Genomic DNA, 20,188 nt, shown 5'->3' with positions numbered 1-20,188 from the left:
GCGCCGCGGTGCGGAGCCGCTGTCCCCCAGTGCCCAGGCGTCGCCGCGCCCGGCCGGTCGTCTCTCTCCGCGTCTCCCACTCTCACCTGTTCGAGACGCGGAGGCCGTCAGCTACACCCGCTGGTGCTGCCGCAGGTGGTGCACTTCATGCACGTGCCGTTGCGCACCAGGGTGAAGTTGCCGCAGTCGCCGCAAGGGTCGCCCTCGTAGCCCTTCATTCGGGCTTCGCGGGCGCGCTCGCGGCGGGTGTCCGCCTGCTGCGTCACGCTGGTCTCGACGGCAAAGGCCTCGTAGCTGGTCTCGCGCGCGACGGTCTGCACACCGCTTGCCTCGACGGCGCCGCCTGCCGCGGCGGCTTGCTGCACAACACCGCCCGCTTCGGCCGTTCCGGCACCGCGGCCGCCGTCATAGACCTTCAGCGAATTGCGGACGTAGCCGGTGGAGGCCACCTTGCGCATCTGCGCCACGACCGCGTCCTGCTGGGGAAGGCCGCTCTGCCGCTCGCCCTCGCCCATCGCGTCCGGCTGGGTGTCGTCGGTATCGACGTGCGACAGGTCGTTGCGGCCGAGGTAGCTGATCGCCAGCTCGCGGAAGATGTAGTCCAGCAGCGAGGTCGACATCTTGATGCGGTCGTTGCCCTGCACCATGCCCGCGGGCTCGAAGCGAGTGAAGGTGTAGGCGTCCACGAACTCCTCCAGCGGCACGCCGTACTGCAGGCCGATCGAGATGGCGATGGCGAAGTTGTTCATCAGCGAGCGGAAGGCCGCGCCCTCCTTGTGCATGTCGATGAACACCTCGCCCAGCCGGCCGTCGTCGTACTCGCCGGTGTGGAGATAGACCTTGTGTCCGCCGACCACGGCCTTCTGGATATAGCCCTTGCGCCGGTCGGGCAGGCGCCGGCGCTCGGCGGCGCGCTCGCGCTCGATGACGCGCTCGACGACGCGTTCGGCCACCATGCCCGCGCGCTCCTGCGCCGGCGCCTCGGCGATGGCCTCCACCGCCTCCTCGGCCTCGTCCTGGTCCTCCTCGTCGAGGCCGAGGCTGGTGGCCGATAGCGGCTGCGACAGCTTGGAGCCGTCGCGGTAAAGCGCGTTCGCCTTCAGGCCAAGCTGCCAGGACAGCATGTAGGCGTCCTTGCAGTCCTCGACGCTGGCGGCGTTAGGCATGTTGATGGTCTTCGAGATGGCGCCCGAGATGAACGGCTGCGCCGCCGCCATCATGCGGATGTGGCTTTCCACCGACAGGAAGCGCTGACCCTTGCGGCCGCAGGGGTTGGCGCAGTCGAACACCGGCAGGTGCTCCTCGCGCAGGTACGGCGCGCCCTCCAGCGTCATCGCCCCGCAGCAGTAGGTGTTCGCCGCCTCGATCTCGGCGCGGGTAAAGCCCAGCTCGCTGAGCATGTCGAAGCCGAAATCGTCGAGCTGCGCCGGCGTGAAACCCAGCACCTTGGTGCAGAACTCGCTGCCCAGAGTCCACTTGTTGAAGGCGAACTTGATGTCGAAGGCGCTGGCCAGCGCGCTTTCCACCGCCTCGATCGCGGCGGAGGTGAAGCCCTTCGCCCGCAGCGCCTCGTGGTCGATGGCCGGCGAATCCTTCAGCGTGCCGTGGCCGACGGCATAGCGGACGATCTCCTCGACCTCCACCTCGCCGTAGCCCAGCTTGGCCAGCGCCTCGGGCACCGTGCGGTTGATGATCTTGAAGTAGCCGCCGCCGGCCAGCTTCTTGAACTTCACCAGCGCGAAGTCCGGCTCGATGCCCGTCGTATCGCAGTCCATCACCAGACCGATGGTGCCGGTCGGTGCGATCACCGTGGCCTGGGCGTTGCGGTAGCCGCTCTCCTCGCCCAGCGACAGCGCCCGGTCCCAGGCCTTCGCCGCCGCGCGGCCAATCTCCGGCTGCGACAGGCTGGCGTGGTCGAGCGCCACCGGCGCCACGGACAGCGCCTCGTAGCCCTTGTCCTCGCCATGCGCGGCGCGGCGGTGGTTGCGGATCACCCGCAGCATCTCGTCCCGGTTGGCGTCATAGCCCGGGAAGGCGCCCAGCTCACCCGCCATCTCGGCCGAGGTGGCATAGGCCACGCCGGTCATCAGCGCCGAGATCGCCCCGCAGACCGCGCGGCCCTCATCGCTGTCATAGGACAGGCCCTGCGCCATCAGCAGACCGCCCAGGTTGGCGTAGCCCAGCCCCAGGGTGCGGTAACGGTACGACAGCTCGGCAATCGCCTCCGAGGGGAACTGCGCCATCAGGACAGAGATCTCGAGCGTGATCGTCCACAGCCGCGTGGCATGCTCGAAGGCCGCCACGTCGAACTCGCCGTCCGCGCCGCGGAAGGTCATCAGGTTCATCGAGGCCAGGTTGCACGCCGTGTCATCGAGGAACATGTACTCCGAACACGGGTTCGAGGCGTTGATCCGCCCCGAGTTCGGGCAGGTGTGCCACTCGTTGATGGTGGTGTCGAACTGCAGGCCCGGATCGGCGCAGGCCCACGCCGAGTAGCCGATCTTCTCCCACAGGTCGCGGGCACGCACGGTATTGGCGATCTTGCCGTCGGTACGCCGGCGCAATTCCCACGTGCCGTCGGCGTCCACCGCCTTTAGGAAATCGTTCGTCACCCGGACCGAGTTGTTGGAGTTCTGGCCCGAGACGGTCAGGTACGCCTCGCTGTCCCAGTCGGTGTCGTAGGCGCGGAACTCGATCGCGGTATAGCCGTGGCGGGCGAACTGGATGACGCGCTGGACATAGTTCTCGGGCACATGCGCGCGGCGCGCCTCGCGGATCGCGGCCTTCAGCGCCTTGTTCCTCTTCGGATCGAAGGCGTCCTCGCCGGCCTCGCGCATGGCGTTGCAGGCCTGCATGATCACCGACATGTGGTAACGCGCGGTCTTGGAGCCGGCGACCAGCGCCGCGACCTTCTGCTCCTCGGTCACCTTCCAGTCGATGAAGGTCTCGATGTCGGGATGATCGATGTCGACCGTCACCATCTTCGCCGCGCGCCGCGTGGTGCCGCCGGACTTGATGGCGCCGGCCGCGCGGTCGCCGATCTTCAGGAACGACATCAGGCCGGACGAACGCCCGCCGCCGGCCAGCGACTCGCCCTCGCCGCGCACCGCCGAGAAGTTGGTGCCGGTGCCCGAGCCGTACTTGAACAGCCGCGCTTCGCGCACCCACAGGTCCATGATGCCGTTCTCGTTCACCAGGTCGTCATTGACCGACTGGATGAAGCAGGCATGCGGCTGGGGGTGCTCATAGGCACTTTCGGCGCGCGTCAACTTGCCGGTCTTGTAGTCGACATAGTGATGGCCCTGGCTGGGACCGTCGATGCCATAGGCCCAGTGCAGGCCGGTGTTGAACCACTGCGGCGAGTTCGGTGCGGCCATCTGCGCGGCCAGCATGTAGCGCATCTCGTCGTAGTAGGCGCGGGCGTCCTCCTCGGAATCGAAGTAGCCGCCCTTCCACCCCCAGTACGTCCAGGTCCCGGCCAGCCGGTCGAACACCTGCTTCGCGCTGGCTTCGCCCGTGTAACGGCCGTCCTCCGGCAGGGCCGCCAGCTTGGCCTCGTCCGGCACCGAGCGCCAGAGCCAGGAAGGGACGTCGTTCTCCTCCACGCGCTTCAGGCTGCGGGCCACGCCGCGCTTGCGGAAATACTTCTGCGCCAGGATGTCGCTGGCCACCTGGCTCCAGTCCGCCGGAACCTCGATCTGCTCCTGCTGGAACACGACCGAGCCGTCGGGATTGCGGATCTCGCTCGATGTGAAGCGGAACGGAATATCTTCGTAAACGTCTTTGCCGGCTTCGGTGAATCGGCGCTCGATCCGCATCTCTGTCGGTCCCCCTGAACTTCCTCGTCGTGACGCGCAAATTTCCTGCGCGGCTCTCGTTTCGACCGCTGCCGGGCTGGCGAGCCTACCAATAGTGCGCGCAGCCCCCGTGACCACAAGATATTGCCGTCATAGCCCGGATCCTGGCAAGGCCAAAATTCCATATCTTGGGATTGGGCCGCGTCGAAGCCCCTAGATCAAGCGTGAAACGCCTGTGAATCATGGGGATCGCGGGGGAAAGAAAATCCGCCCTGTGTATAGGCCGGTGAGCGGATAGTGAATCATCGCTGGACGGCAACCGGTGAAACCGCACGTCAGCTTGCCGTGCGCGCGCCAATCTTCGACCGACCGAGTTATCCACAACCCGGCGGTCCCCGCCGTTCGACTATCGGCGCGAGCCGTAGCGCGCTTTTAAACCCATAACGCGCTTGCCACCCAACCTCGAGAATCGGCATTATCGGCGTAATCACAAAAACGTGAAAGATAAACATAAAGACGTGAGCCGGCAGCTTGTCAGCAAAGCCGGACGAGAGGGGGCAATGTTTAAATCACTGGTCGTCGTGGACGACTTCTATCCGAACCCGCATGCGGTTCGGAAAACCGCATTGCAGGCCGACTATCCAGAGCCGGAAGGCGAAAAACGCTACCCCGGCCGGAATTCCGCCCGCAAGTTTCCCGTCCAGGGGATGGATTCCATTGTCTCGCAGGTGGCCGGCGAGCGGGTCGAGGGCATCAAGCATCCGGGCAGCCCGCACACCCGCTTCCGCATCACTCTCGCGGGAGAAGAGGGGCGCTACATGGCACATGTGGACCCGACGCCGCCGCTGATCGTGGTGGGCATCGTCTATCTGACGCTGCCGGAACACTGCCAGGGCGGGACAGCCTTCTTCCGGCACCGCGGCCTCGACTCCGACACGGCCCCGCAAACCAAGGAAGAGCTGGAAAACGCCTGCGGCGTCGAGGACATCCCCTCGCTGCTCAAGAAGGACGGGCGGGATCCCGAGCAGTGGGAGCATCTGATGACCGTCCCGATGCGATTCAACCGCGCGATATTCTACCGGCCATGGCTCTGGCACTCCGCCGGCCCACCCTTCGGCGACAGCATCGAGAACGGCCGCCTGGTACAGCTTTTAAACTTCGTGCCGGAAGGGCACCCACAGTAAAGCCGCGGCTACCGTGCGCTTGCAGCCGATCGGAGTTAGGTGCGCGGCGATGCGGGGGCTTGGCCCGGACCGGTCTCTCGCGCTAGGAGAGTAGCAAGCGCGTTCAGCGCGACCGGCCACCCCCCCGGCCAACCCATTGCAACCGCACGGCACCTTTCAATGACCGCACCGACCTATTCGCCCAGGGAGATGATCGCCAAGCTGGTGTCCTTCGACACGGTTTCCGACAAGTCGAACCTGCCGCTGATCGATTTCGTCGAGGATTACCTGAAGGTCCACGGCCTGAACCCCACGCGCGTCTACAACGAGGATCGGACCAAGTCGAACCTCTACGCCACCGTCGGGCCGAACCGGGAGGGCGGAGTCGTGCTGTCGGGACATACCGACGTCGTGCCGACAGCGCACCAGACATGGTCGCACGATCCCTTCGACATGGTGGAAAAGGACGGCCGCCTTTACGGGCGCGGCACCTGTGACATGAAAGGTTTCGTCGCCATGTGCCTGGCGATGGTGCCGGAGTTCGCGAACGCCGACCTGCGGGTGCCGATCCACCTCGCCCTCTCCTACGACGAGGAGGTGGGCTGCACCGGCTGCGTCGGCATGGTCGAGGCGATGGCGAATGGCGCGATCGCCAAGCCGCGCGCCGTGCTGGTGGGCGAGCCGACGGACATGAAGCTCGTCGTCGCCCACAAGGGCGTTAACAGCTTCCACACCACCGTCACCGGCCGGGAAGCGCATTCCAGCCAACCCCACCGCGGGGCCAACGCGAACATCGCCGCCGGCAAGCTGGTCGCCTACATCGCCCGCATGGCCGAGGAGGCCGCCGCGCGCGCGCCCGCCGACAGCCCCTTCGAGCCGCCACAGACCAGCTTCCAGGTGGGGCTGCTTCACGGCGGCAACGCGGCCAATATCATTCCCGGCCATTGCGAGATCGGCTGGGAGTTCCGGACCATCCCGAGCGACGACGCCAATGCCCTGCAGGCACAGTTCGAGGCCTATGCCGCGAACGAGGTCCTGCCCGCCCTGCGCGCCACCGCGCCCGAGGCCGACATCGTCACCGAGAAGCTGTGCGGGGTGATCCCGCTGGCCCCGGAGCAGGGCGACGCCGCCCAGGCCGAGGCGCTGGTGCGCGAGCTTACCGGCCAGAACCAGAGCGGCGTGGTCTCCTACGGGACCGAGGGCGGCGTATTCCAGGCGCACGGCTTCTCGACGGTGGTCGTCGGCCCCGGCTCCATCGATCAGGCGCACCAGCCGGACGAGTACCTGGAGGTCGAGCAGCTGGACGCCTGCATCGCCTTCCTGCGCAAGCTGCGCGACTGGGCAAGCCAGCCCACCGCCTAGGCGCGGGGAGGCCGCCCGCGCCGCCGTCCCTGCGACCTTCGGCCACCCCGGCCTTGGCCGGGCGCGCGCGGCGGCTTATGTTCCGCCGCATCCACGCCACGGAACTCAGGGAGACATCGACAGACATGGCCGAGCTTGCCATCGCGCGGCGCAGGGAGGTGACGCGGACCGACGACCGTGCCGTCGGGCTGTGGCTCCTCGGCGTCTCAGCGATGATCTTCGCCATGGCGGTCATTGGCGCCATCACGCGCCTGACCGAGTCGGGCCTGTCGATCATGGAGTGGGCGCCTGTTTCCGGCGTGCTGCCGCCGACGAGCGAGGCGGAGTGGCAGCGCCTGTTCGCGCTCTACAAGACCACGCCGGAGTACGAGAAGGTGAACTTCGGCATGTCCCTGTCGAACTTCCGGGGCATCTTCTGGTGGGAGTGGATCCACCGCTTCTGGGGCCGATTGATCGGCGTGGTGTTCCTCGCCGGCTTCCTGTGGTTCCTGCTGCGCGGCCGGCTGCGGCGAGGGCTGGCCCCGCATCTGGCGGCGCTGTTCGCGCTGGGCGGGCTGCAGGGCGCGGTGGGCTGGTTCATGGTCGCCAGCGGCTTCGCCGATCGGGTGGACGTCAGCCAATACCGCCTGATGCTGCACCTGGGCCTGGCGCTGGCCATTTACGCCTACGCGCTCTGGATCGCCATCGGCCTGCTGGCGCCCACGCCGGCCGGCGGCGCCGATGCGCGTGCCCTGCGCCGCGGCCTTTGGGCCTTCGCCGGCCTGGTGGCAGCGACGATCCTGGCCGGCGCGCTGGTCGCCGGGCTGAACGCGGGGCTGGCCTATAACACCTTCCCGCTGATGGAGGGGCGCTTCGTACCCGCGGGCTATGGCATCCGCTCGCCGTGGATCGCCAACCTGTTCGAGAACCCCACCGCGGTGCAGTTCAACCACCGCCTGCTGGCCGAGCTGACGGTGCTGGCGGCGCTGGGCCTTTGGCTGTGGTCGCGGCGGGCGGCGATCGCGCCGGCGGCGCGGCGGGCTTTCGACCTGCTGGCGCTTGGTGCGCTGGGGCAGCTTGGCCTTGGCATCGCGACGCTGCTGCTGATCGTGCCGGTGTGGCTGGGCGCGCTGCATCAGGCGGGCGCCGTGGTCGTGCTGTCGCTCACGGTCTGGGCGTTGACGCGGCTTGGCCTGTCGCGCGACAAGGCAAAACCATGAGCCACGAAGTCCCCGTTTCGATCCTGACCGGCTTCCTGGGTGCCGGGAAGACCACGCTTCTCCGTCACCTGCTGGCGCATCCGGAGATGGGCCAGACCGCCGTCGTCATCAACGAGTTCGGCGAGGTCGGGCTGGATCACAATCTGGTCGAGAAGTCCTCCGAGGACACCGTGCTGCTGAGCAGCGGCTGCCTGTGCTGCACAGTGCGCGGCGACCTGGTGAAGACGCTGCAAAGCCTGTCGATCCGGCGCATCCGGGGCGAGGTGCCGGAGTTCGAGCGGCTGGTCGTGGAGACGACGGGCCTGGCCGATCCGGCGCCGATCCTGCACACGCTGATGAACGACGAGATCCTGACGCGCGACTATCGCCTCGACGGCGTGATCTCGGTCGTCGACGCGGCAAACGGCCCGGATACCCTGGATACGCACCGGGAATCGGTGAAGCAGGCGGCCGTGGCCGACCGCCTCGTGCTGACCAAGACCGATCTTGTCGGCGCGCGCGAGCTTGACGAGCTGGAAGCGCGGCTGGTCGCGCTGAACCCGGCGGCGCCCCGGATCGGTGCGGACCATGGCCGGGTGGAGCCGGGCGCCCTGTTCGGCGCGGGCCTGTACGACCCGGCCACGAAAAGCGCCGATGTGCGCCGCTGGCTGAAGGCCGAAGCCTACGCCGACGCAAGCGCGGACGGTACGCCTCACAGCGGCGCGCATAGGCATCATCACGATGACACGCATCGCCATCAGCATCATCAACACGATGTTAACCGTCACGGTGACGGTATCCGCGCCTTCAGCCTGGGTTGGGACCGTCCGGTCGATTGGGACCACCTTGCCGACTGGATAGAGATGCTGGTCACGCTCTATGGCGGACAGATCCTTCGCCTGAAGGGCGTCGTGGATGTCGAGGGCGAGGAGAAACCCGTCGTCGTCCACGGTGTGCAGCACGTTTTCCACCCTCCCGCACGCCTGCCGGAATGGCCCGCCGACATGGATCGACGCACCCGACTGGTCTTCATCGTGAAGGACCTGGATCCGGAGATGTTCGATCATACGATGCAGGCTTTCCTCGACAGATAGGCCGGTTCTCGCCCTCCTCTAAGGCCACCGATTGGACGCGCCATCGTCACACGCGGATGTGTACCCAGGAGGTCCGCCGCCGACGGCGTGGGGTGTCTTGCAGTGTCGCCCGTCGGCCGCGGTTCCGTCCGCCGGCTTTCCTGTGCCGGCACGCAACATGCAGTGGGGACTAATAATGTTGCCAAGAAGTATCAGGCGCGGCCTTCTGGCCGGCGTCGTCACGTTGGCTGCGGCGAGCAGTGCGCATGCAGCCGGTTTCGGACTCGGGCGAAACGGCCACGACCTTGCCGATGCCAGCCCGGCCCAGGTAAGCGCCAGCGCACTCTACAGCCTGGCGGCCCTGCCCGACGAGGAAGTGCTGGAGCGCGGCCAGTCGACGCTGGCCCGCACCCGCGAGGGCGTCGCCCTCACCATCAACGCCGCCAATCTGGAGCCGAATGCCGCCTATACCGTCTGGTGGGTGATCTGGAACAAGCCAGAGCAGTGCCTGGACCGCTTCGAGTGCGGCCCGGCCGACCTCGGCGCGGACGGCAACGCCGTGTTCTACGCCAACGGCCGCGTCACCGACGACTTCGGCCAGGCCACCTTCATCGCCAGCCTGAACTATGGCGAGGGCAGCGAGGGCCTCGCCGCGGACCAGGTCATGCTGCCGGGTGCGCTGGAAACCCGCCGCGCGCAGGTGAGCGCCATCGTCCGTACGCACAAGGACGTCGATTCGCTCAGCGAGAACGGCGACCTGGCCGATGCGCTCAACAGCCTGATCGGCGGCTGCGCCGACGACCCGCGAACCCCGACGCCCGACGACGGGCCGGGCGCGGCGGCCTGCGAGGACCAGTACATCGTGGTGCATCGCCGGTAGCCGTCGACACCGGATCGGCCGAACAAGTTGGAGCGGCTCCGTCCCATACGCGGGCGGGGCCGTTTCATATCTGCTGTCATCGGAACCCGGGAACACCCTGGAAAAGGCGGCTGGAGCGGGTGATGGGAATTGAACCCACGACACACGGCTTGGGAAGCCGTTGCTCTACCACTGAGCTACACCCGCATGCGCCGAAACGTGCCCTGACTATATAGGCGAGACGGCACCTCTTTCGCAAGCGCCCCGTCGCCGGAGCCTTTGGGCGCATCATCGTTCGCGGCACGGATTTGCGCCAATAAAGGCAAAAGAAGGACGCCCCCTCCGAAAACGTCACATTGACGTCACTTTAGGGTTATTTTCGTATCCAATAAATTCAATTAAATATGTGTTGTGAAAGCCCGAGCGGAGCAGGCGATCAATGCGCGCCTGGCCGTCGCCGACGGTGCCTGCGCGCAGCTTCGCATTGGAGCACAGATGACAGGGGATCCAAGGAGGAATCGATGCAAGTCCTGAAATCGCTCGGGGTGGTGCTTGCAACCACTCTGCTGGCGGCTTGCGCCGGCCAGAATATCGACGCCGTGAAATCGGTCCAGCCCACCGGCAGCGCATTCACCCGTGCGGCCACCGACGAGTACCGCGAGATTGCCGCCTACGAGGCGGACGAGATGTACGACTGGCGCGACGCCGACTACTTCGCCCGCAAGGGCCTGCGCTCTGCCGAGGGCGAGGTCGTCGCGCCCGAGCAGCTTGGCGACTGGGACTTGCCGGAAGACAAGGTCGACGAGCTGGCCAGCGCCCGTAACCGCCTTGTCGGCGTGCTCGACAAGAACGCACGGCGCGAGTATCCGAAACTGGCGGCTCGCGCCCAGGCCCGCTTCGACTGCTGGGTGGAACAGCAGGAGGAGAACCATCAGCCTGACCACATCGCCCGCTGCCGCGACGGCTTCTACGCCGCCATCTCGGAGATCGAGGAAGCGATGAAGCCGGCCCCGCAGGTCACCGAACCGGCCCCCGAGCCCGAGCCGGAGCCGATGATGGAGCCGGAGCGCTACACGGTCTACTTCAACTTCGACGCCGCGGCGGTGCGGCCGGGCGAGGCGCCGAAGATCGACGAGGCCGTGCGCCTAGCGATGGAATCGCCTGAACTGTCGTTCTCGGTAACCGGCCACGCCGACCGAGCCGGCCCGGCCGAGTACAACCGCGAACTCTCGCTCCAGCGCGCGCAGAACGTGCGCGAGGCCCTGGTGGCCCAGGGAATCGACCGCGACCGCATCTCCATCGCCGCGCGCGGCGAGTCGGAGCCGGCCGTGGCAACCCCGGACGGCGTGCGTGAGCAGGCCAACCGCCGTGTCGAGATCGTGGTGCAGTAAGCCCGGCCCCGACAACAGGGCGGCCTCGGGCCGATCATGAAGGGCGGCGCCGCTCCCCTCGCGGGGGTCGGCGCCGCTTTTTCATGTTTGCACAACCGGGCGGCGGCGTGCCATCACGCGCCGTCGGTCTTGGACAAGCACCCATGGCGGCTTTATATATGAGGTTATGAGCGTAAGGAGGGCAGCTTGCAGCAACCCCAGGTGGTAGACGCCATGTACACGCATACGACGCGGGATATCCGCATCTCGGTCGAGCCGTACTATCTGGACGACCAGTCGTCGCCAAGCGACGACCATTACGTGTGGGCCTACCATGTCAAGATCGAGAACGTCGGTCAGGTGACGGTGCAGCTTCTCAATCGGCACTGGCGCATCACCGACGCGATGGGGCGCGTGCAGGAGGTCCGCGGCGCCGGCGTGGTGGGCGAGCAGCCTGTCCTCGACCCGGGCGAGTCCTTCGAGTACACCAGCGGCACGCCGCTGGCCACGCCCTCGGGCATCATGGTCGGGACTTATGAGATGCAGACCGACGGCGGCGAACGCTTCGACGTGGATATTCCCGCCTTTTCGCTGGACAGTCCGCACCAGCCCGTGCAACTCCACTAGTCGCGCGGCGGACGGGCCCGCAGGAGAAGGACCCAATCGGTGAGCAGCAGGAACCAGACATCGCCGGCGGCCAATTCCCAGCCGGCACCCGGCGGCGCGAGCGCCGACGGTCAGGCGCGCCCAAGCCGGGACGAGGCCGAGCGCGCGGTCGAGACGCTACTGCGCTGGGCCGGGGACGACCCGGCGCGCGAGGGCCTGCTTGATACCCCCGCACGCGTGGCCAGGGCGTTCGAGGATTGGTTCTCAGGCTATGACGAGGATCCGGTCGAGATTTTACAGCGCACCTTCGAGGAGGTCGAAGGCTATGACGAGATGGTGGTGCTGCGCGACGTCCGCGTGGAATCGCATTGCGAACATCATCTGGCGCCGATCCTGGGACGCGCGCACGTTGCCTACATGCCGGACAAGCGCGTCGTCGGCATCTCGAAGCTGGCCCGCGTCGTGGAGATTTATGCCCGCCGCCTGCAGATCCAGGAGAAGCTGACCGCGCAAGTCGCCAACTGCATCCAGGACGTCCTGCAGCCGCGCGGCGTGGCCGTCGTCATCGAGGCCGAGCATCAGTGCATGACCACGCGCGGCGTGCACAAGCCCGGCGTTTCGCTGGTGACCAGCCGTATGCTTGGCCTGTTCCGCCGCAACGACGGCACGCGCCGCGAGTTCCTGGCCCTGGTCGGCAATCCCGGCGGTGGCGGCGGCCACAGCTTCGGCTAGGCACACCGCGCCGGCCACCGCCATTTCCGCTCCAGGATGCTTTCTGCTACAGTTCCTCGCCAGCCCCGCCGCGCCCTCCGTCCGGCGGGGCGATTTGGGGGAGGCCGGGCCATGCCAGGCGCGGCCGCACTGTTATGGGGGAGCCCGACGCGGTTCGCCGGTTCATGGCCCTTGTCGCGATGATCGTCGCTGTCCCGCCCGCCCATGATTGACCTGCGTCCGGTTCTCTTCGTGATCGGCGTCCTGCTGTCGGTGCTGGCGGTCGCGATGATCGTACCTGCCCTGGTCGACATCGTACTCGGACATATCGACTGGCAGGTATTCCTGGCCAGCGCCGCGGTCACGCTGTTCGTGGGCGTTTCGTTGATCCTCTCGACACGCACCGGGTGGGGCGGCTTCAACCTGCGCCAGGCATTCCTGATGACGACCTTCGCCTGGGCTACCATCGCCCTGTTCGGCGCCCTGCCCTTCGCCTTTTCCGAGCTTCAGCTCGACTTCACCGACGCCTTCTTCGAAGCGATGTCGGGTGTCACCACCACGGGCGCCACGGTGATCGTCGGACTGGACAACGCCCCGCCGGGCATACTGCTCTGGCGCGCCGCGCTGCAGTGGCTGGGCGGCATCGGCATCATCGTGATGGCGATCTCGATCCTGCCGATCCTGCAGGTGGGCGGCATGCAGCTTTTCCGCGTCGAGGCTTTCGAGGCCGACAAGGTCCTGCCCCGCGCCGCTCAGGTGGCCGCGGGCATCACCGGCATCTATGTCGCCCTGACCACGCTGGGCGCCATCGTCTACTGGATGTTGGGGATGACCGGCTTCGACGCCATCTCGCACGCCATGACATCCATCGCCACCGGCGGCTACTCCACACACGACGCATCCTTCGGCTTCTGGCACGAGACGCCGGCGATCCATTGGGCGACCAGCGTGGTGATGGTGGCGGGATCCGTCCCCTTCGTGTTGTATCTGCGCGCGGTGCGCGGGGACATCCTCTCGCTGCTGCGCGACAGCCAGGTGCAATGGATGCTGAGCATCCTGGCCGGGGCCACGCTGATCGTCGCCGCATATCTGGTGGCACGTGAGGTGCTGACGCCGGAGGCGGCGCTGCGCCACGGCACGTTCAACGTGATCTCGGTGATGACCGGGACGGGCTATGCCTCCACCGACTTCGGCGCCTGGGGCGGTTTCGCGGTGGTGCTGATGCTGATCCTGATGTTCATCGGCGGCTGCGCCGGCTCCACCACCTGCGGCATCAAGATCTTCCGCTTTCAGATCGTCTATGCCGAGGCACGGGTCCAGCTTCGCCGCCTGATGCAGCCGAATGGCGTCTTCATCCCGTATTACAATCACCGCCCCATCCCCGATAAGGTGGCGCAGGCGGTGATGGGCTTCTTCTTCGTCTACACGCTGTCGTGGGCCGTGCTGGCGCTGGGCCTGGGGCTGATGGGCCTCGACTTCATCACCGCCATTTCCGGCGCGGCGACCGCAATCTCCAACGTCGGGCCCGGCCTGGGCCCGGTGATCGGCCCATCCGGCACCTTCACCTCGCTGCCGGCCGAGGCGAAATGGCTGCTGTCCTTCGGCATGCTGCTGGGCCGGCTGGAGCTGTTCACGGTGCTCGTGATGTTCTCGCCCGCGTTCTGGCGGGGGTAGAGACCCTCCGGCGCTCCTGAGGGAGCAGATTAAGGTTTCGAATCGATAAGCGGGTGTGGTTTAAATTGCTGCCCGGAATGTTTTCGCACGAGTACCGCTCGCAGGTGGTTTGCGGCTCCCGAACATCACGAACGGAACAAGGGATGAATGCGTGGAGCCGTGGATGGACAGTAAATGTAGAGGACGATGAGCCAAGCCGAACTTCAGGCGAGCGACGATCACGCCGGTGTGGCCGCGCTCGTCGCCGCTGCCACCATGTGGGGTTGCTTTCCGGCGTATTGGAGCCTTCTCAGCTTCACTGACCCTTTGGACATCCTCAGCAACAGGATCATCTGGTCGTTTCTCGTCGGCGTCGTGGCGCTGCGGGCGGTGGACGGGATCTATCTGCCACGGCCTGCGCCAGCCAAGCAACTCGTCCTGCTCTTCGTGGCGGCCACACTGCTGAGCTTCAATTGGGGAGTGAGCATCTATGCCGTGCAGATCAACCGTGTAGTCGAGGGTGGCATTGGAATGTATTTCGCGCCGGTGTTCCAGATGGCCATCGGCTGCGTCTTGTTCCACGAGCCGTACAACAGCACAAAACGGGCGGTTTCCGTCCTATCTGTCACCAGTATCGCGCTGCTAATCTATGATCTAGGGGAATTTCCCTTCATTGCCTTCGGGATGGGGCTGTCTTTCGCCTTTTACGCGACAACCAAGAAACTGATCGACGTCTCATCACGGCAGAGCTTCATCTACGAAACGAGCATGATGCTCATTCCGTCCCTGATCTACATGTACACCTTCGGCAGCCGCCTCACCAGCGGCGGCTTTGACAACACCAGCGAGATGCTGCTTTTGATCGGCGCCGGGTTCATCGCCGCACCGCCACTGATTCTCTACGGGTTTGGCGCGCAGCGGACAACGCTCACGACTTCGGGCATGATTCTTAATTTCATCCCGATTCTGAACATCATCGTTGGCATTGTCCTGCTGCGTGAAACGTTCTCGCCCCTGCGCGCCGTCGCGACGGTCCTGATCTCTGTCGCGGTCTTTTATTATACCTTGCAGCGAGGCCGTTAAGGAGCCGGAGGAGCTGAATGACCGCTTAGGCTCACAGCCAGTCGTACTGACGTGAGCCACTTATGGCCGTCTTGATAGGATTTCGGAAAACCGGAAAAGAAACCGAGGGGGCAACGTGACGAAAAGTCACTGCTACTCTGCAAACGCTCGAAAGCCCCGCCCCCGGCCGCGCGCTCCCCCCTTGCACGCGACCGGGTCCCGGCGCGGCTTAGATCGCCAGGTACTCCTGGCGCAATTGCGGGTTGTCGAGAACGTCCTTGGCGCTGCCGCGGAAGGCCACCTGACCCATGTCGAGGATGATGGCGGAATCGGCGAGTTCCAGTGCGGCGATGGCGTTCTGCTCGACGATGATGGTGGTGATGCCCAGCTTCTTCACCTCCATCATGATCCGCTCGATCTCGCGGACGATCTGCGGGGCCAGACCCTCGTACGGCTCGTCGAGGAGAAGCAGCTTCAGGTCGCGGGCCAGCGCGCGGGCGACCGCCAGCATCTGCTGCTCGCCGCCGGACATGGTGCTGGCCTCCTGCCGGCGCCGCTCCGCGAGGCGCGGGAAGGCCTCGTAGATGCGCTCCAGCGACCAGCCCTTCGGCTCCGAGACCTGGGCCAGGATCAGGTTCTCCTCGACGGTGACGCCGGGAATGATCCGCCGGTCCTCGGGGACGAGTTGGATTCCCGTGCGCGCCGCTTCGTGCGCCTTGCGGGTATGGATCGCCTGCCCGTCCAGCCAGATCTCGCCGCTGGTGACGTGCGGCTCCGACGCGCGGGCAATGGTGCGCAGCGTCGAGGTCTTGCCGGCGCCATTGCGACCCAGCAGGGCGACGATCTCGTTCTCCTTCACCTCGAAGGAGACGCCCTGGACGATATAGCTCTCGCCGTAATAGGCGTGGACGTCGCGGCACTCGAAATAGGCCGGGGCGTCCTGCGGCTTGGCGCTTTCGCGCGCGGCGGCTTCGGCTGTCGTCACGCTCATAGGTGCGCGCCTCCCAGATAGGCTTCCTCGACCTTCGGATCGCCGCGAACCTCGTCGGGCGCGCCGTCGGCGATGATCTGGCCCTGCGCCAGCACGGAAATCCGCTCGGCCAGGCTGAAGACGACGTGCATGTCGTGTTCGATGACCACCTTGGTGGTGCCGCGCTCGGCCAGCTTCTTCAACAGGTCGATGGTCTGGTTGGTGTCGTGCCGGGACATCCCGGCGGTCGGCTCGTCCAGCAGCAGCAGGCGCGGCTCCGCGGCCAGGCAGATGGCCAGTTCCAGCCGCCGCTTGTCGCCGCGCGAAAGATGCTGCGCCTCCTCGTGGACCAGGTCCTTGAGGCCCATGTCCTCCAGGAGGTCCTCGGCGGCGTCGTAGACCTCGGCCGTGCGGCGCGGCGACTGCAGGGCGTTCATCTTGAACTTGCCGTCGCGGCGGGCGAGGCCCGCGATGGCCACGTTCTCCCGCAGGCTCAGCTCGGGAAAGATCTGCGGCGTCTGGAACACGCGGGCGATGCCGCGCTGGATGATGTCGTGCGGGCTGACGTTCGACAGCGAGCGGCCGTCGAACTCGACCGTGCCGCTGTCGGCTTCGATCAAGCCGATCATCACGTTCAGCAGCGTCGACTTGCCCGCGCCGTTCGGCCCGATGATGGCGTGAACCGTGCCTTCGTCCACCGACAGGTTGATGTTCGAGAGGGCGGCCAGTCCGCCGAAGCTCTTGTTGACGTCTTTGACTTCAAGGAGCGACATGACTTGTTCCCCTGGCGCGATCGCGATGTGCCCTCACTCGGCCGGCTGCCGGGCCGAGGCGGTCGAATCCGCCCCCGCGCCGGACGCTCCGCCGGGTGTTACCGCGCCGCGCAGGCGCCGCAGCCCCTCCATGAAGCCGCCGGGCATGAAGATCACCACCAGCATGAAGATGATGCCGAGCACGAGTTTCCACTGCTCGCCGATGAAGGCCTGCACCACGTTCTGGAAGTACAGCATGAAGGTCGCGCCCAGCATCGGGCCGATCAGCGTTCCCACGCCGCCGATCACGGACATGATCACGATCTCGCCCGAGGTGGACCAGTGCAGGAACTTCGTGGCCACGTAGGGCTCGTAGATCACCATCAGCGAACCGGCCACGCCGGCGTAGACCGCGCTGATCATGAAGCCGATCTGCTTGTAGGCCCGCACGTAGACGCCGGTGTATTCCAGGCGCATCGCGTTCGACTTGATGGACCGCAGCATCAGGCCGAACGGCGAGTTGCGGATGCGCAGCGCGATATAGAAGCCGACGATCGCGATGGCGGCGGCGAAGTAGAAGACGTTGAGGCCGGTCATCGGGATGCCGAGAAGCTCCGGCCGCGTCGACATGGTCAGGCCGTTGTCGCCGCCGGTCCAGCCCTGGAAGATCGACAGCGCGGCGACGTGGAACATCTGCGCGAACGCCAGCGTCAGGATGGCGAAGTAGATGCCCGCCCGTCGCAGCGTGATGACGCCAAGCAGGAAGGCCAGGAACACCGTGACCAGGATGCTGGCGCCCATCGCCGGCAGCACGTCCGCGGACACATGCTTCAGCATCAGGCCGGTGGTGTAGGCCGAGGTGCCGAAGAAGGCCGCGTGCCCGAACGACAGATAGCCGGTGAAGCCAAGCAGAATGTCGAAGCCGACGGCGAAGATGGCCCAGATGACGATCTTCGTCGCCAGCGCTTCGTAGCCGCCGATAAGCGGCAGCCAGAACGGCATCGACAGCACGACCGCCGCGAACACCGCGATGGTCAGGCCGTTGCGCGCCGACGCCGGCGCCTTCGACCGCGCGCTCATTCCATAACCCCTTTCTTGCCAAGCAGGCCGCGCGGCCGGCCCAACAGGACCACCACGGCAATCAAATAGATGATGATCTGTTGCAGCGAGGCGATCTCGGCCGTGAAGGCCAGCGCCATGCCAAGCATCAGCGCCGCGATCAACGCCCCGGCAAGCGAGCCCATGCCGCCGATCACGACGACCAGGAACGAGGGCACCAGCAGGTTCATGCCGACCCCCGGGCTGACCTGCGTGATCGGCCCGCCGAAGACGCCCGCGATGCCCGCGATCAGCGCGCCAAGCCCAAAGACGATGGCGAAGCGCTTGGTGATGTCGACGCCCAGGAAGCGCAGCATTTCAGGCTCGCGCATGCCTGCGCGCACGATGAGGCCGAATCGCGTGAACTGCAGCAGTGCAAAGAGCGCGAAAACGGTGAGCAACGAAACCGCGACCAGGATCAGCCGCCATTTCGGGAAAACCACGAAGCCTTCGAGAAAGGGGATGTATTCGTGCAGGAAAGCGACGCCGTTCCCCCAGGCGGGAAGCTTGAAGGGGATGTTGTTGGCACCGAAGATCCACTTCACCACCTCTTCCACGACGATGGCCAGACCAAAGGTCACCAGGATCTGGTCCACATGCGGACGGTTGTAGAAGTACCGGATCAGGCCGCGTTCCAGCGCGATTCCGACCACGAAAAGCATGATCGGAACCAGAACGATCGCCGCCAGAAACCCCATCTTGCCGGCAATGATCACGGCGCAGTACGCCGCCAGCATGTAAAGCGCGCCGTGAGCGAAGTTCACCACGCCCAGCGTGCCGAAAATCAATGTGAGGCCCAGCGCGATCAGGGCGTAGATCGCCCCGAGCTGCAGCCCCGTCAGTAGCTGTAAGAAAACGCTGTTGATCGTCATCCACGGCCCCTTCCCGCACCCAACGTCCCTTGCCCGCCCGCGAGACCCGGCCTCCGACCGCGGCCGGGTTCAGAGCAGAAAAGTGCGGCCGTGACGCGGTCCCCGCGGGGACCGCGTCACGGCGCGCAAAGGCGGCGTCAAGCCGGCTTGTACGGGCCAAGCTCGCCGGCGAAGGTGTCGACCGGATAAATGATGTCGTCGCGCTTCACGTGGCTGACGATATCGAGCAGGTCGTACTCGCCGGACTTCTTGTCCGGGCCCTTGCCCTGCACCACCAGGATGTCCTTGAAGCACTGGTGGTCCTCGGCGCGGTAAAGCGCCTTGCCGGGGCCCATGCCCTCGAACTCGAAGCCTTCAAGCGCCTTGATGACCTCGGGCGGATAGAAGGTGCCCGCAACCTCGCAGGCATTGGCATAGAGCAGCGTCTGCGCGTAGCACGTCTGCGCGGCCTGCGACGGCGGGAAGCCGTACTCGGCCTCGAAGGACTTCACGAAGGCCTGCGAGCCGGCGTCCTGCAGGACCCAGTTCCAGTTCGTGGTGCCATAGACGCCGTCGATGTTGGACGCACCCGCGCCCTGGGCCATCAGGCGGCTGTAAAGCGGCACGACGACCTGCATGTCCTTGCCGTTCTTCTGCATGTCGCGCATGCCGAACTGGACCGCCTGGGTCAGCGAGTTGTTCATGTCCTTGCCGTAGTGGTTCAGCACCAGGACATCGGCATCGGAGTTCAGCACCGCCGTCAGGAACTGCGAGTAGTCGGTCGTTCCCAACGGGGTCATGATGTTGTCGACGGTGGACCAGCCCTGCTGCTCGGTGAAGTCCTTGATCGACTGGTACTGCGTGTGACCCCAGGTGTAGTCGGCGGTCAGGTGGAAAGCGCGGCGGTCCTTGCCGTACTCGTTCGCCAGGATCGGGCCCAGCGCCTTGCCGCTCATGTAGGCGTTGAAGAAGTGGCGGAAGCCGTAGCGCCGCTTGTCCTTGCCGGTCGTGTCATTGGAGTGCGTCAGGCCGCACATGAACACGATACCCATTTCCTGCGCCAGGTACTGCTGGGCAATGGCCACGGCGCTGGACGAGCCGCCGCCGTACATGATGACGCCGTCACGCTCGACCATGCGCCGGGCGGAGGTGCGGGCGGCATCCGGGTCGGTCTGCGTGTCGCCCTCGACGTAGTCGACCTTCTTGCCAAGGACGCCCTGGCCGGACAGCGAGCTCGGCTTGAGCGTCTCCAGCATGCCGCCGCCCTCGTTCAGGTGCTTCACGGCAAGCTTGTAGGCGCGCAGCTCGTCGGCGCCCTCGTCCGCGTACGCGCCGGTCTGCGGCACGTTGAAACCGAAAACGACGCTCTTGCCCTTCACCGGGAAGTTGCCGATGGCCTCTTCCGCCCAGGCGTTACGCACGAAATGGAAGGGCGCCTTGCCGTTGAGCGCGAGTGCGCCGAGGCCCGCCGTGCCCGCCGCGCTCGCCTTGAGCAGCCGGCGGCGCGACCAACCGTTGTTGCCGGTATGATCCGTCATTTGCCTCTCCAGAAGCGGTTGACCTTACCCCATGGTGTGGCGGGTGGGTTGCCCGTCTTTTTGCTTTTCGGCTCCCCCACCGACCCACAGACCGTATGCACGGCCTGTTAACTCATTCAATAACTTTCTGAAAATTAACAAATAG

Annotated in this window: 16 protein-coding genes and 1 tRNA gene; 10 read left to right on the top strand and 7 right to left on the bottom strand. The window is 65.9% G+C overall.

Annotation, left to right across the window (positions count from 1 at the left end; translation table 11 throughout):
* Nucleotides 1–107 precede the first annotated feature (107 nt).
* Entirely contained in the window at nucleotides 108–3,818 is a 3,711-nt protein-coding gene (locus DRB17_RS11155) for a vitamin B12-dependent ribonucleotide reductase (protein ID WP_114582290.1), read from the bottom strand.
* Nucleotides 3,819–4,357: 539 nt separating this feature from the next.
* Between DRB17_RS11155 and DRB17_RS11150 the strand changes: the two genes are divergently transcribed.
* The 5 genes from DRB17_RS11150 to DRB17_RS11130 all read left to right on the top strand — a co-directional run bounded on the left by DRB17_RS11150 (nucleotide 4,358) and on the right by DRB17_RS11130 (nucleotide 9,453).
* Nucleotides 4,358–4,981 carry a DUF6445 family protein gene (locus tag DRB17_RS11150; RefSeq protein WP_114582289.1) on the top strand — a complete coding sequence of 208 codons (624 nt, stop codon included), beginning with the start codon at nucleotides 4,358–4,360 and terminating at the stop codon, nucleotides 4,979–4,981.
* A 159-nt stretch (nucleotides 4,982–5,140) separates the two neighbouring features.
* Entirely contained in the window at nucleotides 5,141–6,322 is a 1,182-nt protein-coding gene (gene argE / locus DRB17_RS11145; protein WP_114582288.1) for an acetylornithine deacetylase, read from the top strand.
* Between the two features lie 125 nt (nucleotides 6,323–6,447).
* Nucleotides 6,448–7,521, top strand: coding sequence for a COX15/CtaA family protein (locus DRB17_RS11140; RefSeq protein ID WP_114582287.1), 1,074 nt, complete (start codon nucleotides 6,448–6,450; stop codon nucleotides 7,519–7,521).
* Nucleotides 7,518–8,594 (top strand): CobW family GTP-binding protein, encoded by a 1,077-nt coding sequence (locus DRB17_RS11135; RefSeq protein ID WP_114582286.1) that lies wholly within the window; start codon nucleotides 7,518–7,520, stop codon nucleotides 8,592–8,594. The genes DRB17_RS11140 and DRB17_RS11135 overlap by 4 nt, the downstream gene beginning before the upstream one ends.
* 175 nt (nucleotides 8,595–8,769) lie before the next feature.
* Complete coding sequence (locus DRB17_RS11130) at nucleotides 8,770–9,453, top strand: hypothetical protein (RefSeq protein ID WP_114582285.1); 684 nt, start codon at nucleotides 8,770–8,772, stop codon at nucleotides 9,451–9,453.
* 111 nt (nucleotides 9,454–9,564) lie between these two features.
* On the opposite strand, the gene DRB17_RS11125 is transcribed toward DRB17_RS11130, so the two are convergent.
* Nucleotides 9,565–9,639 (bottom strand) — tRNA-Gly (locus DRB17_RS11125).
* Nucleotides 9,640–9,953: 314 nt separating this feature from the next.
* Here DRB17_RS11125 and DRB17_RS11120 point away from each other — a divergent pair.
* The 5 genes from DRB17_RS11120 to DRB17_RS11100 all read left to right on the top strand — a co-directional run bounded on the left by DRB17_RS11120 (nucleotide 9,954) and on the right by DRB17_RS11100 (nucleotide 14,855).
* Nucleotides 9,954–10,823, top strand: coding sequence for an OmpA family protein (locus tag DRB17_RS11120; protein WP_161958787.1), 870 nt, complete (start codon nucleotides 9,954–9,956; stop codon nucleotides 10,821–10,823).
* A 213-nt stretch (nucleotides 10,824–11,036) separates the two neighbouring features.
* Nucleotides 11,037–11,429: a Co2+/Mg2+ efflux protein ApaG gene (gene apaG, locus DRB17_RS11115; protein WP_114582283.1), complete on the top strand. Its 393-nt coding sequence runs from the start codon at nucleotides 11,037–11,039 to the stop codon at nucleotides 11,427–11,429.
* A gap of 39 nt (nucleotides 11,430–11,468) precedes the next feature.
* Nucleotides 11,469–12,140 carry a GTP cyclohydrolase I FolE gene (folE, locus tag DRB17_RS11110; RefSeq protein WP_114582282.1) on the top strand — a complete coding sequence of 224 codons (672 nt, stop codon included), beginning with the start codon at nucleotides 11,469–11,471 and terminating at the stop codon, nucleotides 12,138–12,140.
* A gap of 204 nt (nucleotides 12,141–12,344) precedes the next feature.
* Nucleotides 12,345–13,793, top strand: a complete 1,449-nt coding sequence (locus DRB17_RS11105; protein WP_114582281.1) for a TrkH family potassium uptake protein — start codon at nucleotides 12,345–12,347, stop codon at nucleotides 13,791–13,793.
* A gap of 186 nt (nucleotides 13,794–13,979) precedes the next feature.
* Nucleotides 13,980–14,855, top strand: a complete 876-nt coding sequence (locus DRB17_RS11100; RefSeq protein WP_114582280.1) for an EamA family transporter — start codon at nucleotides 13,980–13,982, stop codon at nucleotides 14,853–14,855.
* Between the two features lie 208 nt (nucleotides 14,856–15,063).
* Here the strand turns inward: DRB17_RS11100 and DRB17_RS11095 are convergent, their stop codons facing one another.
* The 5 genes from DRB17_RS11095 to DRB17_RS11075 all read right to left on the bottom strand — a co-directional run bounded on the left by DRB17_RS11095 (nucleotide 15,064) and on the right by DRB17_RS11075 (nucleotide 20,043).
* On the bottom strand, nucleotides 15,064–15,825 hold the full coding sequence (locus DRB17_RS11095; RefSeq protein WP_114582279.1) for an ABC transporter ATP-binding protein: 762 nt from the start codon (nucleotides 15,823–15,825) through the stop codon (nucleotides 15,064–15,066).
* Nucleotides 15,822–16,577 carry an ABC transporter ATP-binding protein gene (locus DRB17_RS11090; protein WP_114582278.1) on the bottom strand — a complete coding sequence of 252 codons (756 nt, stop codon included), beginning with the start codon at nucleotides 16,575–16,577 and terminating at the stop codon, nucleotides 15,822–15,824. The genes DRB17_RS11095 and DRB17_RS11090 overlap by 4 nt, the downstream gene beginning before the upstream one ends.
* Nucleotides 16,578–16,610: 33 nt before the next feature.
* Nucleotides 16,611–17,636, bottom strand: a complete 1,026-nt coding sequence (locus DRB17_RS11085; protein WP_114582277.1) for a branched-chain amino acid ABC transporter permease — start codon at nucleotides 17,634–17,636, stop codon at nucleotides 16,611–16,613.
* Nucleotides 17,633–18,526 (bottom strand): branched-chain amino acid ABC transporter permease, encoded by an 894-nt coding sequence (locus DRB17_RS11080; protein WP_338322695.1) that lies wholly within the window; start codon nucleotides 18,524–18,526, stop codon nucleotides 17,633–17,635. The genes DRB17_RS11085 and DRB17_RS11080 overlap by 4 nt, the downstream gene beginning before the upstream one ends.
* Nucleotides 18,527–18,663: 137 nt before the next feature.
* Nucleotides 18,664–20,043, bottom strand: a complete 1,380-nt coding sequence (locus DRB17_RS11075) for a substrate-binding protein (protein WP_114582276.1) — start codon at nucleotides 20,041–20,043, stop codon at nucleotides 18,664–18,666.
* Nucleotides 20,044–20,188 lie beyond the last annotated feature (145 nt).

It is taken from the genome of Ferruginivarius sediminum (assembly GCF_003344765.1).
Lineage (GTDB): Bacteria > Pseudomonadota > Alphaproteobacteria > Kiloniellales > Rhodovibrionaceae > Ferruginivarius > Ferruginivarius sediminum.
Note: the sequence above shows the minus strand (reverse complement) of the source record. Positions and strands in the feature narration are given on the sequence as shown.